This is a genomic window from Agrobacterium sp. AGB01, assembly GCF_014851585.1.
In the GTDB taxonomy this organism is placed as follows: Bacteria; Pseudomonadota; Alphaproteobacteria; order Rhizobiales; family Rhizobiaceae; genus Agrobacterium.
The window spans coordinates 531,142-547,529 of the sequence record NZ_JACVAB010000002.1 but is presented as its reverse complement, the minus strand read 5'-3'; the positions used below and the strand labels follow the sequence as shown (position 1 = coordinate 547,529).

Sequence of the window (16,388 nt, the reverse complement as noted above, 5' to 3'; positions counted from 1 at the left end):
CACCGTCAAGCGATCAGCGCAGAAAAACCGTCCAGCCCATCCAGCTTGACCACCTGCTGGTTCATCGTTGCGGAGAAACCGGGCATTGGCAGGATATCTTTCACCACGACGCCTTTCGGCAGCAGGAAATCCACTGGCTCCCTCGTCAGGTTGAACACGAAAAGCAGGCTTTCGCCCGCCTTGCTGCGGGTGAATGCCAGAACATCCTGATTGCTGTCCAGGAAGGTCATGTCACCATCAATCAGTGGACCATGGCTTTTGCGGAACGCCAGCGTTTCCCGGTAATGATGCAGCACCGTATCCGGCTTGCGCTCCTGCCCGTCCACCGCCAGCAGACCATGATCATAGGGCACCGGCAACCACGGCTTTTCCGCCGTGGAGAACCCGGCATTGGGGCTGCCTGTTTCCCAGACCATTGGTGTGCGGCATCCATCCCGGCCCTTAAATGCCGGCCAGAAGCGAATGCCATAGGGGTCACGCAAATCCTCAAAGGCAAGTTCGGCTTCCGTCAAACCGAGTTCCTCGCCCTGATAAAGGCAGATAGAACCGCGAAGGCTGGCCAGCACCGAAAATGCCAGTTTGGCAATATGCTCGCGCTCCGCACCGCTTTCGGTGAAACGGCTGACATGCCTGACGACATCATGATTGGAAAAGGCCCAGCACACCCAACCATCCGTTACAGCCTTGTGGAAACCATCGACCGAGTTGCGAATGTGCTCAGCGGTAAAATCCGGGCCTAGAAGGTCGAAGGTGTAACACATGTTCAGCTTGTCATTGCCGGATGTGTAGGCCGCCACAGTTTTGAGTGAGCGCGCACCGTCGCCAACTTCACCCACCGTCATGCGGCCGTCATAGCGGTCCAGCAGCGTGCGGAACCGCTTGAGAAACTCGATATTCTCGCTCTGGGTCTTGTCATAGAGATGGTTCTGCATGCCGTATGGATTGACATCAGGCGCATCCAGACCAAAAGCGCCTTCTTCATCCAGCGGCGGGTTGTTGCGCAGCGCCTTGTCGTGAAAATAATAATTCACCGTGTCCAGACGGAAGCCATCAACGCCGCGATCCAGCCAAAACCGGACGGTGTCCAGCAAGGCATCCTGCACTTCCGTGTTATGGAAATTCAGGTCAGGTTGCGAGGTGAGGAAGTTGTGCATGTAATATTGCTTGCGAACGCCGTCCCACTCCCATGCTGGTCCGCCAAACACTGACAGCCAGTTGTTGGGTGCCGTGCCATCCGGCTTCGGATTGGCCCATACGTACCAGTCCGCCTTGGAGTTCGTCCGGCTGGCTCTGCTGTCCACAAACCACGGATGCTGGTCGGACGTGTGGGATATCACCTGATCGATGATCACTTTCAGTCCAAGACGGTGTGCTTCGGCCACCAAAATATCAAAGTCATCCAGCGTGCCGAAAAGCTTGTCGACGTTGCGGTAATCGGAAACGTCATATCCCATATCTGCCATGGGCGACGTAAAGAATGGCGACAGCCAGATGCCGTCGACACCGAGAGATGCAATGTAGGGCAACCGCTTCGTTACACCCGGCAGATCACCGTAACCGTCGCCGGTCGTGTCCTGAAAAGACCGTGGATAGACTTGGTAGATAACCGCTCCCCTCCACCAGTCTGCATTAATAACGGGCTTGATGGTGGCGGCATTCGGTTGCGTCATGAAAAGGCTCCCTGAAACAGTGAGGGTAACGATATAGGCGCGACTCCCATCCGTAAACCACACTTAAGATTGAACAACGCAGAGGCCGCAAGAAAATGCCTTTGCCCTTGTCAGCCGGGCCAAGGCATCGTAATGGCCACACGTTCAACATATGCGGGAGGACATGGTTTTGGGCGGACGTTTTCTTTCAATCGGCGAATGCATGGTGGAACTCTCGCAAGCTGGCGACAATCTGCTGCGCAAAGGTTTTGCCGGAGATACGTTCAACACCGCATGGTATGCCCGCGCCTGTCTGTCCCGTGATTGGTCGGTCGATTATTTCACCGCACTGGGTGACGACCCACTCTCCGAAGAGATGCTGGCCTTCATCAAGCAGGCCGATATCGGCACTGACGCGGTAACCCGCATTCCCGGCGGCACACCCGGCCTTTACTTGATCAACCTCAAGAATGGCGAGCGCACCTTCAGCTACTGGCGCGGCATGTCCGCAGCCCGGCAGCTTGCCGCGGACGCAGACCACCTGCGCCGCACGATGGACGCCGCCGACCTCATATATTTCTCAGGCATTACGCTGGCGGTTCTGGCAACCCCTGCTCAGGTCGAAACATTCCTTTCCGAACTGCGCCGGGCCCGTGCGGCCGGCAAGATCGTCGCCTTCGACCCCAACATCCGTCAGCGCCTTTGGGCCAACAAGGATGTGATGTTGCAGACAATCACCGATGGCGCACGCGCCGCCTCCATGGTCATGCCAAGCTTTGATGACGAAGCGACCAATTTTGGTGATGCATCGGTTGAAGTAACGATTGAGCGCTACCGCAGCCTCGGCGTTGCAAACATCGTGGTCAAGGATGGTGCAGCAGGTGCGACGCTGGACTTCGAGGGCGTTCGCAGCTTCGCGCCCGCCCATGAGGTCAGCGATGTCGTTGACACGACCAGCGCTGGCGACAGCTTCAACGGCGCCTTCCTGGCACGTCTCCTGTCCGGCGCGACACCCCAGGATGCGGCGGCATTTGCCGCCAAGGCCGCAGCAACCGTTATCGGCCATCACGGCGCCCTCATAAGCCCTGATCTGCTGCCTCTCGTGGGCTAACAAGCCTGCCGTTGCCCTGACATGATCCTGTAACACGCGCACGCCATAGAGGGATTAAATCCCGCAGGTGGATTCGCAAGCGCGGGTAAAAACAGGATCGGCGCAGCAATGACGAGAATTACCATTGTCACGGATGCCTGGCACCCGCAGGTCAACGGTGTGGTCCGCTCGATTGAAAACACCAATGCGGAACTACAGCGCATGGGTGTTGAGGTGTGCATGGTCACACCGCAGAGCTTTCACAACGTGCCCTGCCCGACCTATCCCGAAATTCGCCTCTCGGTCACAAGCTATCGCCACGTTGCGCAGGAAATCGAAAAAAGCCAGCCATCCTATGTGCATATCGCAACAGAAGGCCCGCTTGGTTTTCTGGCGCGCCGCTGGTGTATCAAGAACCATATGCGCTTCTCCACCAGCTACCATACCCGTTTTCCGGAATATGTGGCTGCCCGTTTCCCCGTGCCGGAAAGCTGGCTTTATGCCTTCGTGCGCTGGTTCCACAATGGTGGCAATGCCTGCATGGTAGCCACACAAAGCCTTGAAAACGAATTGGAAGATCGCGGCGTTCGCAATCTCAAGCGCTGGAGCCGCGGCATCGATCTGGCGCAATTTCACCCACGCCAGCGACGCGACGCGCCGTTTGATCTGCCGCGCCCGATCTTCATGACCGTTGGTCGTGTCGCCGTTGAAAAAAACCTGCCGGACTTTTTGAAGCTCGACCTGCCCGGTTCCAAGGTGGTGGTGGGTGATGGCCCAGCCCGCGCTGATCTTCAGGCACAATTCCCAAACGTTCACTTCACCGGCACCAAGACAGGTGAAGACCTGGCCGACGCCTATGCGCAGGCTGATGTGTTCGTGTTCCCATCCAGAACAGATACCTTTGGCAATACCATTCTCGAAGCACTGGCCAGCGGCGTGCCGGTTGCAGCCTATCCGGTCACCGGCCCAATCGATATTATCGGCCCCAATTCCAAGGCTGGTGCCCTGAACCGCGATCTGCGGCAGGCCTGCCTGGATGCGCTGGATTGCTCGTCGAAGGACGCCATAGCTCTTGCCAGAACCTATTCCTGGGAAAAGGCATCCAGGCAGTTTCTGGACAACGTCACGGCTGCCGCCAACAATTGCCTTCCAGATTTTCGAGCAACGCCGGCGGTCTAGGATCGCCTGTCAGCAGATTGCGAAATGAAGTGCTGGACGAAACGCTTGCGGGCTGTCACAAGACGGGCTGGACGCGACTGCCGTTATTGAGAACGGGGTCGGGCTGCTGATTGACGTCAGGCGGCTGCCACGAGATCACGATGGCCGTCCAACTTAATTTACTCCCTTTGAAGCTCCGTTTTCTAAATGCCCTTGTTATGTGTGCAGCATGTAGCAATTCATGTGCTCGGCCCTATATAGAGAACCGTAGCTGATTGCGTAATAAAAACAGGGCCATGCATATGAAAGACCTCCAAGGAAAAACCGTTGTTGTCACCGGCGCAGCACGAGGATTGGGGGCGGCCTTTGCACTTGCGTTTGCCGATGCCGGTTGTGATCTGGTGCTGTGTGGCCGGCGTCTTGCCGACCTTGAAGACATGGCCGACATCATCACAAAGCGTGGCGGCACGCCCCCTTTAGTTGTCGTGCTTGATCTTGCCAATTCTGACAGTGTAAGCCGCGCGGTCACAGAGATCACTGAACGCACATCCAAGGTCGATATTCTGATCAACAACGGTGCCATGTGGCTGGAAAGCAGCGATACGCCTTACGCCGCAGATGCCGTACTGACCACGATCAACGCGGCAATATCAGGCACATTTCTGTTCACACAAGGCTTGTTGCCACGCCTGGAAAGCTCAGACAGACCAGATGTCGTCACGATAGGGTCAATTAGCGGCCTGCCCAATGCCGCACTGCAGAGTGTGTCGGTACCGTTTTATGCAGCCAAGCGCGGACAGACCGCGTTGGCTGATGGTTTCCGGCAGAGTTTTGCTGGCACAAGCATTCGCTCGATCGCCGTTCACCCGCCATACCTCGATGATGCACGCCCTGATCAGGACGATTGGCAGCAGGCGGCAGAGCGCCAAAAGGGTGAGCGCGGAACCAGCCGTGATGTAGTGGAAGCGGTGCTCTTTGCCGTGACGAGACCACGTCATGTGACGCTGAACATCACGATTGATACGGATGATGGCGGTCTGTTTCCCGCTTAAGCCAGAGATCGAGACGATCGCGCCGTGTGAACAAATCCACGGCGCTCCAATTACAGGCATCACCAGGCACCGGTCAGCGCATTCCCAGACAGCGGAATGGTGTTTGTTTCACCATTATGATTTTTGGTAGAAATCGACGTCTGCATCTGCTTGGGCGATTTTCTGAACCATGTTGCGGCGATGCTGGCGAGATCACCGATCATCGCATGTTTATGCCAGTCAGCGAAGCGCTTGGCCGTTGCATCCGGTTCCGACTGAAAGAAGAAGTCCCCGGATTGGCCGAGATCGTTGATCGACTGCGCCATGGCGGACAGCGGCCGCTGAAACATCTTGGAAGGCAAAGACAGTTCTGGCACGGCCTGGCTAAATGCCGGAGACATGAAGTCGATCACCCAGCCATCGGCCTCAACCCAGCAGTGAAAGTTTTCGCCAGCGCCAGTCACGTAACCATCTTCACGATGGTCGGCAAACAACAGCATCGTCCCACCAAGATTAAAGGCAGCAAGGCCGCCTTTGGGTTTGGCCTTGACCTTGAATTGCTGCTCAAGAATAAACGCACCAAAGGTGCTGAAATACATTGATGCGGATGCCGGATTGGCATTTTCGTTAATCAGCAGGCTGTTGATGACACGGTAAATCCGGTGATAGTCGCTCTGCTTGATCAGCATGTCTTGTCTTCCGTTAGAGTGGGACGGTCAGTCTGAACGACCATCATCCCCGGCCCTTTGCCGGGGTTTCGTCATTGCCATGGATCAAACCACCACTGATCTGCGGGTCGAACCCGCAGATGGCACTAAGTGTCTGGCATGTCTGAAGCTAAATGAAGCGGCAGATTACCGCTTCTTTTTGGCCTTGTTCTCGAACGGGTTGTCCGAACCACGGTAATGCACACGGATCGGCACGCCTGGCATGTCGAAGTCATTGCGCAGGTTGTTGACCAGATAACGCGTGTAGGATTCTGGGATCGACTCTGGTCGTGTGCAGGAAATCATGAAAGCAGGTGGACGGGCCTTTACCTGCGTCATGTATTTCAGCTTCAGACGACGGCCAGAAACGGCTGGCGGTGGGTGATGCGTGGTCTGCGATTCCAGCCAACGGTTCAGCTTTGCTGTCGAGATACGGCGGTTCCATACCTTGTCCGTATCGACAATGTTCTGCATCAGGCGATCAAGTCCGTAGCCAGTCTGGCCCGACATTGGAACAGCGCGAATACCGCGTGCCTGTGGCAGCAACCGCTCGGTCTTTTCACGCAAGTCGGCAAGGTACGCCTGAGGGTCTTCAACCAGATCCCACTTGTTGAACGCCAGCACCGCTGCACGACCCTCGCGAATAACGAGGTCCACAAGCTGCAGATCCTGCTTTTCAAACGGGATGGTGGAATCGAATACGATCACCACAGTTTCGGCAAAACGGATGGAACGCAGGGAATCGGCAACCGACAGCTTTTCCAACTTTTCCGTGACCTTGGCCTTGCGGCGCATGCCAGCCGTATCAAACATCTTGATGCTGCGTCCGCGCCAGTCCCACTCAACAGAGATACTGTCGCGGGTAATGCCGGCTTCCGGACCAGTCAACAGGCGGTCTTCACCGAGGAAGCGGTTGATAAGTGTCGATTTACCGGCATTTGGGCGGCCGATGATCGCAACGCGAAGCGGCTTGGTTTCATCGTAAACCGGCTCTTCTTCGTCCTCGTCCTCGTCTTCACCGCGTTCGGAGCGCGGAATGACAACGTCGGTTTCCGCCTCATCGTCTTCAGACGGAAAGGCCATGTCTTCGCCAATGGCTTCGATGATCGCGTCGCGCAAATCATGCATGCCTTGGCCGTGTTCAGCGGAAATAGGGGTCGGTTCGCCAAGGCCCAGAGTGAAGGCATCATAATAGCCGCCATCAGAACCACGCGCTTCAGACTTGTTAGCCACCAACACAACTGGTTTACCACGACGACGCAGCATGGTTGCCAGCGTTTCGTCTGCCGGTGTCAAACCATTCTTGGCATCGACCACGAACAGCGTCAGGTCCGCCTCTTCGATCGCAGCCTCGGTTTGCGCCCACATGCGACCCTGCAGTGTCTCCGGGCCGGACTGTTCAAGACCTGCGGTATCAATGATCGTGAAGCGCAGATCATCAAGCCGTGCCGCACCCGGTCTGCGGTCGCGGGTCACGCCGGGCGTGTCGTCCACAAGCGCCAGCTTCTTGCCAACCAGACGGTTGAAAAGCGTCGACTTTCCGACATTGGGGCGCCCTACGATGGCGACGGTGAAGCTCATGGTGCGTTCTTCCTTGGGGTATATGTTTCTTACGGCGCCTTGCCGGAAGCAGCGATGTTATCGAGCATGATCTGGGCGCGGTTGGCAACATTCCGCGGTGCCTGTGCGTCGGTGGTGATCTGCTGGAACCAGTCTCTGGCCTTCACGAAATCACCCGCCTTATAGGCGGCAAGACCAAGTGCCTCGCGTGCAGAGCTGCGGAACGCCTGGCTTTCGCCAGAGAGAACCTCAACCTGAGCAGACACCTGATCATAGCTGCCATTGTCGACCAGCAGCCATGCGGCGCGGATCTTGGCAGCGTCACGGAACACCTGCGGAGCAGATGTGTCGTTGCCGATGGCGGTGAACGCTTCCGTAGCAGCCGTCGCGTCGCCCTTCTGGGCCTGCAGCGTTGCCGAGCGGAACTTGGCCAGAACCGGGTAGGAACCATGGCCAGCCGTCTCAAGTGCAGCCAGTGCTGCCAGTGCATCATCAGGCTTGTTTTCAGAAGCCAGCTTCATAGCAGCGATAAATTGGTCACCGGAGTTGGAGGCACGGTTGCTGTTCCAGTATTCGTAAATACCAGCGCCCGCAGTTCCCAGCACAATCAATACCGCGCCGCCGATAACAACGATGCCGTATCTGCTCCAGAAATTCGTCATCTTCTCCGAACGAAGCTGCTCGTTCACTTCGCGGATGAAGGTGTCATTTTCATTTGCCATCGAATTCTCCGTAGCCGCATATCCGCATCGATATCCATCGAGAAGGATGAACGGTTATGACTTCACGCTGAAACTTGCCTGTCGGGCACTGAACCGCAGGCATTTGTTCGGCCTTCTAGCGCATTTTGCCTTTTATGTAAGGGGGAAAGCGTCACTTTCCTGTCAGTGACGCCCCATCAGTACATAGATTTTAAAGCGCAAGCGGCTGAACGCCAATCAGCCATTCGTGCAACTTGAATATAAACGCCGCCCAAAGTGCAACCCCGCCGACCACGGCAATCAGGTCATAGCGAGCAGAAACGAAGGCCGGGCGCACCAGCAGACCTGCCCGCTCCCGCCGTTTCAGCGCAATACGCACCACCACACCCCAGGCCAAAAACGCCGCAAACAGAATGACCGACGATGTTTCACCATTGGCAAGAAGGTGCGACAACGCCCAGATTTTAACCGACAAAACCAGCGGGTGTTTGGTCTTGGTTGCAATGTGCCCCGGCGGAAGAAGGCTTGCCACAAGACAGATCATCGCGATCAACATCAGCATCAGGGCAATGTGGCTCATCCAGACGGGAGGATAATACAGCATGCCCGTGATCTGCCGGGCCTGACCAAAAGCATAGATCACCAGCACAAGCGTTATGACGCTGGCAACGGAATAAAGTCCCTTCCATGCACCAGCGCCCAATCTGGCAATTGCGGCATCCCGAAAGCCCGGTGCACCGATGCGTGCCAGGTGGGTGGCGAAGAACAAGCAAAGACAGAGTACGAGCAGCAGCATGGGAAAATCCTCGAAAACAAGCGGCGTTTCAGCCGGATAATTGAGATCGTTACCACGACCTTGCTATAAGAAAATCACAAAAATGCCAGACAATTCAAAGGTTCGCCTTATTCCGGCGGCACAAGGCCATATCACGGCAGTTTTTCTCCTGCTTCAAAATATGGGCGACTTCGCCCGCGCCTTTAGAACATGCATGTCGATTGGTCCTGAAATGTTGCGTAAAATCCTTGTTGCTTCGCTTCTCTGTTCGGTTTTCTCGTCTGCGGCACTCGCTGAGGAACAGCCGCGCAAGCAATTTGTCATCGTGTCGTTCGATGGCGCAGGCGACAACACGCTGTGGGACCGCAGCCGTGCGACAGCCGCCGAGACCGGCGCAAAATTCACCTACTTCCTGTCATGTACCCTCATCATGGACTACAAAACCGGCAAGGCGACCTACCAGGGACCGGGCAAAAAACTCGGCCGCTCGAATGTCGGTTTCGGCCAGACCATTCAGGAGGTGGAAACCCGCCTCAACAACATCTGGCAGGCCCATCAGGAAGGTCATGAAATAGCCAGCCACGCCTGCGGCCACTTTGATGGCAAGGACTGGACGGCAGCCGACTGGGAAGCTGAATTCGAGACGTTCAGCAAAACGCTTGAAAACGCGTGGCAGATGATTGGCAAAAAAGATGCCGAGCCGCAAGGCTGGCGGGAATTTGCCAAAACCGGCATCAAGGGTTTCCGCGCGCCTTACCTCTCGCAAAGCGATGGCCTGACCGCAGCCGAAAAGAAACACGGTTTCATTTATGATGCGAGCCTTGTGACCAAAGGCCCGCAATATCCTGTTACGGCCAAGGATGGCATGACCCGCTTTGGTGTGCCATTGATCCCCGAAGGACCAAACAGCCGCCCGATCATTGCCATGGATTATAATCTGTTTGTGCGCCATTCCGTCGGCGTGGAAACACCGTCCAAGGCGGCGGAATTCGAGGAGCGCGCCTATAAGGCGTTTCGCACAGCTTTCGACAAACAATACAATGGCGAACGAATTCCCCTGCAAATGGGCTTCCACTTCGTGAAAATGAATGGTGGCGCCTATTGGAATGCCTATGAGCGTTTATTGCGGGAAGTCTGCAAAATGCAGGATGTGTCCTGCGTTAATTACGCCAGCTACATGGAAACCTTGAAGACTGAGAAGGCCGAACAAAAACCAGCGGCAGGTTCGTCGTTCTAAAACCGCATCCCCGCGATCATCCATTAGGGATTCACATTATAAATGCCTTGATGCAAGGCATAAAAAACCCGCCTTGAAGGCGGGTTTTTGTTTGAAGGAGAGGCTTATGGGCGGTTGGCAGCCATTTCACCATCTGCAGCTTCACGCTCCAGATAACGCTGATCAATATCTGGCAATGCTTCACCTTCGATTGCCGCTTCAAACGCCACAAGACGCTTGCGGATCGACAGAAGCTCGATGATCGTTGACCAGGAGCTAACCAGATACTGGAAGCTGTCGCTCACCTGACCAAAGGCCGTTGCAATCTGCTGCCACACACCCATGGTAATCTTGGCTGCAACGATTGTCGGGATCAGCATGAAGGTCAGGATAATCGCGTCCAACTGGCCGTAGGTATAGCGGGCAACGTTGAAGTAGAGATAATGCCAGTACATGCGGAAATAGTTTTTACGCACATTGGCAAACAATTCTTTCATCGTCAGAGGATCGGCACGATCCTCATGGTCCTCACCATAGACCAGTTCCTTACGGAACGCCGCCTCCACGCGCTGGTTGCGGAACTGCAGACCCGGAAGCTTCATACCAACAACCGACAGCAGCACAGTACCAAAGATCGACCACAAGAGAGCAAGCCAGAACAGCGAGTGCGGAATTGCGCCCAGCAGCGGCAGCTCGGTGATATTGCCCGACATTTCGAACAGTAGCGGCAGGAACACCACAAGTGTCATGATCGAGTTGATCAGGACAACGCCCAAACTCTCGACAATCGTGGCAAAACGCATCGTGTCTTCCTGCACACGCTGGGAAGCACCTTCGATGTGGCGCAGCTTTTCCCATTTGGACAGGTAAAAATCATTCATCGCTGTACGCCAGCGGAACACGTAGTGACTGGTAAAAAACAACGTGGCAACGCTGAGAGTTACGCCAACAAGGCCGATTTCCAGGAACCGCAACTGGAGTTCATAAAACTGCCCGGCGGTAATTCCTGGCTCACCGTTAAGAGCGCGCTGGAACAGATCAAAGAATGGGCCCCGCCAGTTATTCACCGCAACGGAAACCTGTACGGAGAAATAAGCCATGAAGATGATAAAGGAGGATCCCCAGATTGACCAGTTGGTCCATGGATGATCCTTGGCCATGATTTTCCAAACCGTCCCGAAGATCAGAACGAAAATGGTGAAATACGCGTAGAACCAAAGATTATCTGGCGAGAAAAAATAGGCCAGACCAATCGGTGCTTTTTCACCCGGCGCCAGTGGTGGCAGGCCAATCGCAGCACCCATTTGCGGGCCGGCAAGATACCATACGCCGATACACACGGCAGTCCATAAGACGGCAGACGTGAAGAACAGTTTTGGATTCGGGAAAAATGAATGGAACACGTTTGAAACTCACGCGGACGTTAGGGAGCGGCCGGAATTGGCGAAGCAGTCAAGATGCGGAAAATACGGCAGAAATCAGCGTACAGCAATCAACCATCCGCATCCTTACCAACTTGTAACTGAAAAACCACCAAAACCTTATGTTTGACGCTTACCGCATCAATCCCGCATGCGGGCAACCGGCACCATCAACAGCATGGCAATGCCGAGCGCAGTGGCAGCCAGTATGGTTGGCAGGGTGAAATTGCCGGTGAACTGTGCCACCCATCCGCCAACCAAAGGCCCGGTAATCTGGCCAATTCCGAATGCCGCCGTCATGAATGAAAAAACGCGCCTCGGGCTGTGCGGCGAAAACTGCCGCCCCAATTGCAGGCCATATGCTGTCACGACCATGAATGTCAGGCCAAACAGTAACCCACCGAAAAGCGCACCCACCACAGGTGGCAGCAGTACGGATGCAAGAACACCGACAACTTCAATTGCCAAGGCCATGACGAAGGTCCAGCGATGCCCGGTGAGTTTTGCAACCGGTCGCCAGATGTAAAGAGAAATTGCACTGGCGCTACCTGTGATGAACCATGCCAGACATTCCACCAGGGCGCCCGCATCGGCCATTCGCACAATGGTGATCAGAAAGGTGGCGGTTATCACATAACCAAAACCGAACAGACCATAGGCAATGGTCAGCAACACCAGCGGCATGCGCCAGCGTATTGGCGGCTCAACAGTTGCCACTGCTGTGCGAGGCGGACCAGAGGGTAAAACACGCGCCACGAAGACAAACGCAATAAAAACGAACACCGCCCCGACAATCCATTCCGCTTGCCAGGACGCACCCTCCCCGTGCAGCAGCGAACCGATAACAAAAACGAGAAGTGACGAAACGGCAATGCCGACGCCAACGCCAGCAAAATGCAAAGACTGCACATCTTCCCGCCCGGCGGCAGTGGCGTGGCCGATAACGATCTGCGACGTGAAGATCATTGCCAGAGCGCTGGCCATACCGGCCAGAAAACGAATGAGAATAAAGACTTCGACTGCACGCGTCATGGCCATGGCCAACAGCAGCAGACCGGTAGCCAGCATTCCGCCGAGCGCCACCAGTTTTTCACGTCCGTTCGCCCAACCGTAAGCGGCGAGAATGGCGCCAAGCAAATAACCGGCAAAGTTACCTGCGGCAATCAACCCTGCATCAGAGGCCTTGAGCGACAGGTCGCTGATCATGCCGGGCAGGACTGGCGTATACAAAAAACGCCCGAAACCTTGCGAACAGGCCATGGCCAACGCCCCGGCAAAGCCGATCAGTAGGACACGTGAATGGGATTGTGCAGCAGCGTCAGTCATGTCGCGTCTATGGCAGTGCAACATGGGTCAGGCAAACCATTTATTTTGATGGCACCTGCCAATGCTATTGAACCCGATAATTTGGCGCTGATAAGCAGCCTGCCTATTTCGAAAGTGCCACCAACCGGTCAAGCGCGGTGGAAAACCCCTTCAATGACAGGCCCAACAGCACATTCTGCCCGCTGTCATGGGCTTTAGCGACCAGCTTGACATTACTGCCACCCCGCAAGGTTTGCAGAGTGGGTGCATCAAGAAGCACTTGCACGATACAGCCCGTTGGCAAGCAGGTTGCAAAAGGTGACGGGTTCGACACCACGCCATCATCGACCTGAACCGTCACACCCGCCGCCAGCTGCAGTCCGAATGGCAGAATAATCGTTCCACGTATTTGGTCATTCTGGTCAGTGCTGATTTCGGCTGCAATGACCAGCTGCTTGGTATCGTTCTTGCGTTGTTGTTGCGTCATCAAACAAATTTGTTTTGCCTCAGCCTGTGAACACAGCACGATCCAGTCGCCATGGGTTTCGTTGACGGAGAAGGCATTGTTACCTGCCGCCGCTGGTGCCTCTGTCTGCGCTGCCACGTTGGATGGCTGTGCCACGAACGACACCAGAGCGACTGCGGCAGCCGCCTTTATGTTTTTTCCGAACATGCAGACACCTGTCATTATTCTGAACGTCCAGCGCCACCTACAAGCGACTGGACGTTCAGAATTGCATTGAAATCAAAAACGAACCTGTAACTTGGCGTTGACGCCATGATCATAGGCTTTGGAGCTGAACTGCCCGGTATAGGATATGCTTAAGGTCGAGGCCGACGAAAGTGCAAAATCCATTCCCGTTTGCACAATCGCCGTATTTCTGTCCAGTGGCGTGCCAACCACTCTGAAGCTGTCACCGGAGGAGAACCGGGCAGTGGTTTCCGGCTCCACATCACCAAAGGCGTAGATCCAGCCAAGGGAGCCGCGCAGTGTGGCCGGAACAGACCCGACATCAAGATCGGTCGACGCGCGGACCCCAAGTGTCGTGTAGGTAGTGTTCAAATCGGTCTTACCCATGGTCAGGGCGGAAAGGCCACCGGTTTCGGTAAAGCCATCGGTCTTTACCCGCATATGGCTCAGGCTAACGAAGGGTTCGAATGATGCAGGTGCGAAATCGATACGATAGCTCAGTTCGCCAAACATGTTGAGCGTGCTGGCATCATAGTCAGCTCTCAGCGTCTCACCGAGAAAATCAACCTCGCGCACCGTGTCGACCCTGTGCCAAGTGTAGTTGATGCCAGTACGAAACGAGATGGCATCCCATCGGCTACCGGCATAGACACCGAGATGGTAGTTGTTGCTGTCGCCGTCACTGTCTGACGTGTCGAATGATGACCGGCTGTAGCCACCAAACACACCGACGCGCCAATTGTCGGAGATGCCAACGTCGCCACCGATCAACACACCCGCATTGGAAATATCGGTATCGGGACTGCCAGTCAGACCATCAACCTTGCCCCAGGAACCAAAACCGTTTGTCCAGACGGAGAACCGGTCCTGATCGAAAACATCCGTTTTCTTCTCGAAGGATGCAAACTGGCCGCTTTTCGCCGGTCTTGTTTCTTCGGCGTAGCCGAGGGCTGGAACGGAGGGTGCAGCAACCCCATCGGTCATGGAGCGAATACGGCCATTCACCGTGTTGTTGACTGATTGGGCCGTCTGGAAAAAGGTGGCACGCGGTGCGGTATGAGTTTCGCCCGACAATTGCCGCAGTGCCTCTTCCTGCTCACTGTCAGGCACGGAACCGAGCGAAGACCAGAGACCACCAGGCGCCCCACCGGATTGCAGAACAGACAGCACTGACGACTGGTTCGGCGTCAAATCAGACCCGCCATTGCCAACACTGACCGTTGAGAGAAGCGAAACAATACCATTGTCATAGGAGATCTCGTAATTGGACAAGCCACCCCAATCAATGGTGGAAAATGTTCCGGTCACACTCGTTGCCTTCAGGATGGTGTATCGGCTGGCATTCGCAGCCCCAGAAAGCGAAATTTGCAGCGACGTGCCGGGATTGATAGTCACTGCCCCGCCAGTCAACACCACCGCATCGCTGCTAAGACCTGACACCTGCACGACATAGGTTGAGCCGGTCGAAAAGGCGAGATCACCCACAACCGACAATGTCCCTCTGGAACCCACAAGACCGGGCGACAGTGTGCCACCGTTGCCGATGGAAAGCGTGGAACCCGACTTGCCAACAGTGCCCGTGCCGCCCAGTGTGCCGTCGCTCAAAACGTCGATCATACCGCCGAGCGAACCGGTAACCAGCGCCGTTCCGCCGGAAATATTGGTGGTTCCGCCAAGCGTGGCACTGTTGCCGGAAAACGTCGTCACGCCCGAGACATGATTGATGAAGCCGGTGCCCGAGATAGCGGACGAAAAATCATAGCTGGTATTTGTATGATTGAAAACGAGCGTGCCTGAACCCGGGCCGAATACAACCTTCGGAGATTCGATATGCCCAGCAACACCAGCCGCATCGCCTGCTGCAGCGCCGATATTCAGCGTACCTGTTGAGCCTGCCAAATATCCAATTCGAACACCAGCAGCGCCGGTTACAGCGATGGTCGCGTCATCCCGTACAGTTGCTTCACCGACGCCATAATAACCAACAGCTATGTAATTGGTGTTTACAAATCTGGTATCGGCTCCAGTCAAATCGAGAGTGCCGTTACCGGATGCCAAGAAGCCCAAAACCGCCGTATTGCTATTGAACGATGCTCCATCAGCCAGTTTGACCGTGCCAACACCAGAACTACCGACGGCAAGATAAATGTCGGAGGTCGTACCGTTTATTGTAAAACTGCTGTCGGCTCCGGTGACTGTGATTGTCCCCTCAGCAGTCGATTTGTCACCGACGATTACTCGCTTGAAAGTATTGGTCGTAGCGCCGCCACTCACAGTCAGGCCACCCTCGCCCTCGTACCCAACAACCAATGCGCCGCCTGTGATAGACCATGTGGAATCGTCGCCGTCGATCAGTGCGGCACCAACGCCCCCATCACCATAACCAATCGTTACAGCGTAATCTGTCGCTGTCGCGCCACCGCTGACCGTAAACTTGCCCTCACCTGTATGGCCGATAATTGTGGCTCCACCGCTGGCAGTCCAGGAACTACCCTCACCATCAACGGTAAACGTACCCGACGAGCCGGCAAATTGGCCGAGATGCAGTGCATTGACGGTACTTGCAGATCCGCCATCTTCAATAAGGATCGTACCATCGCCGTAAAATCCTGCTGTAAGCCATCCAGTGGCCAAGGATGCATCTGCGCCCGAGATCGTCAGAGTGCCGATTTCACCGACGGCTTCGCCTACACTCAGACTGGTGCCCGTCAGACTGCCGTTACCCGAAATATCTAAGTAAATTTCGCTCGCCGAACCCACGTAAAGGTTTGTAAAACCGGCCGCATTTGTGATGCTCGTTCGCCCGTCGACGCCGGGAACCTTGATGTTAACAATGCTTCCCGCTACCGGGATGACACCACCAATCCAGTTCACAGGATTGTGCCAATCGCTTGACGTGCCGCCAGCCCAATCAATGGCATAAGCTGGAAAACCGCTGCTAACAGCGACGACGAAAATAGCTGCTGATCCCAGCAACCTGCTTCGGTAGAACCTCATGCTCCCCCCGGAATAGACGATACACAACGCGTAGTGGCTGTCCTCCATCAGGTTTAAATTGATTTAACCTGACCCAACCACTGATTG

Annotated in this window: 13 protein-coding genes; 4 read left to right on the top strand and 9 right to left on the bottom strand. The window is 55.4% G+C overall.

The window, feature by feature from the left end; all coding sequences use genetic code 11:
• Nucleotides 1–5: 5 nt before the first annotated feature.
• The gene (locus IB237_RS09315) at nucleotides 6–1,670 is read right to left on the bottom strand and encodes an alpha-glucosidase family protein (RefSeq protein WP_192488366.1); all 1,665 of its coding nucleotides are present in this window, start codon (nucleotides 1,668–1,670) and stop codon (nucleotides 6–8) included.
• Nucleotides 1,671–1,839: 169 nt separating this feature from the next.
• On the opposite strand from IB237_RS09315, the gene IB237_RS09310 reads away from it, so the two are divergent.
• From IB237_RS09310 to IB237_RS09300, 3 genes are all read left to right on the top strand, one after another.
• Entirely contained in the window at nucleotides 1,840–2,760 is a 921-nt protein-coding gene (locus IB237_RS09310) for a sugar kinase (RefSeq protein ID WP_192488365.1), read from the top strand.
• 108 nt (nucleotides 2,761–2,868) lie between these two features.
• Nucleotides 2,869–3,918, top strand: coding sequence for a bifunctional monoglucosyl/glucuronosyl diacylglycerol synthase (locus tag IB237_RS09305; RefSeq protein WP_192488364.1), 1,050 nt, complete (start codon nucleotides 2,869–2,871; stop codon nucleotides 3,916–3,918).
• Nucleotides 3,919–4,199: 281 nt separating this feature from the next.
• Complete coding sequence (locus IB237_RS09300) at nucleotides 4,200–4,949, top strand: SDR family oxidoreductase (RefSeq protein ID WP_192488363.1); 750 nt, start codon at nucleotides 4,200–4,202, stop codon at nucleotides 4,947–4,949.
• 59 nt (nucleotides 4,950–5,008) lie between these two features.
• On the opposite strand, the gene IB237_RS09295 is transcribed toward IB237_RS09300, so the two are convergent.
• The 4 genes from IB237_RS09295 to IB237_RS09280 all read right to left on the bottom strand — a co-directional run bounded on the left by IB237_RS09295 (nucleotide 5,009) and on the right by IB237_RS09280 (nucleotide 8,692).
• Nucleotides 5,009–5,617, bottom strand: coding sequence for a DUF2026 family protein (locus tag IB237_RS09295; protein ID WP_192488362.1), 609 nt, complete (start codon nucleotides 5,615–5,617; stop codon nucleotides 5,009–5,011).
• A 165-nt stretch (nucleotides 5,618–5,782) separates the two neighbouring features.
• Nucleotides 5,783–7,216: a ribosome biogenesis GTPase Der gene (der, locus tag IB237_RS09290; RefSeq protein WP_192488361.1), complete on the bottom strand. Its 1,434-nt coding sequence runs from the start codon at nucleotides 7,214–7,216 to the stop codon at nucleotides 5,783–5,785.
• 29 nt (nucleotides 7,217–7,245) lie between these two features.
• Complete coding sequence (locus IB237_RS09285; protein WP_192488360.1) at nucleotides 7,246–7,917, bottom strand: tetratricopeptide repeat protein; 672 nt, start codon at nucleotides 7,915–7,917, stop codon at nucleotides 7,246–7,248.
• Nucleotides 7,918–8,107: 190 nt separating this feature from the next.
• A complete protein-coding gene (locus IB237_RS09280) occupies nucleotides 8,108–8,692 on the bottom strand; it encodes an NnrU family protein (RefSeq protein WP_192488359.1) in 585 nt (194 codons plus the stop codon).
• A 211-nt stretch (nucleotides 8,693–8,903) separates the two neighbouring features.
• On the opposite strand from IB237_RS09280, the gene IB237_RS09275 reads away from it, so the two are divergent.
• Nucleotides 8,904–9,908, top strand: coding sequence for a polysaccharide deacetylase family protein (locus IB237_RS09275; protein ID WP_192488849.1), 1,005 nt, complete (start codon nucleotides 8,904–8,906; stop codon nucleotides 9,906–9,908).
• 104 nt (nucleotides 9,909–10,012) lie between these two features.
• Here IB237_RS09275 and sbmA read toward each other — a convergent pair whose 3' ends face one another.
• From sbmA to IB237_RS09255, 4 genes are all read right to left on the bottom strand, one after another.
• Nucleotides 10,013–11,290: a peptide antibiotic transporter SbmA gene (sbmA, locus tag IB237_RS09270; RefSeq protein WP_192488358.1), complete on the bottom strand. Its 1,278-nt coding sequence runs from the start codon at nucleotides 11,288–11,290 to the stop codon at nucleotides 10,013–10,015.
• Between the two features lie 159 nt (nucleotides 11,291–11,449).
• A complete protein-coding gene (locus IB237_RS09265; RefSeq protein WP_192488357.1) occupies nucleotides 11,450–12,634 on the bottom strand; it encodes an MFS transporter in 1,185 nt (394 codons plus the stop codon).
• Nucleotides 12,635–12,737: 103 nt separating this feature from the next.
• On the bottom strand, nucleotides 12,738–13,286 hold the full coding sequence (locus IB237_RS09260) for an invasion associated locus B family protein (RefSeq protein ID WP_192488356.1): 549 nt from the start codon (nucleotides 13,284–13,286) through the stop codon (nucleotides 12,738–12,740).
• Between the two features lie 72 nt (nucleotides 13,287–13,358).
• The gene (locus IB237_RS09255) at nucleotides 13,359–16,301 is read right to left on the bottom strand and encodes an autotransporter domain-containing protein (protein ID WP_192488355.1); all 2,943 of its coding nucleotides are present in this window, start codon (nucleotides 16,299–16,301) and stop codon (nucleotides 13,359–13,361) included.
• Between the last annotated feature and the right edge of the window lie 87 nt (nucleotides 16,302–16,388).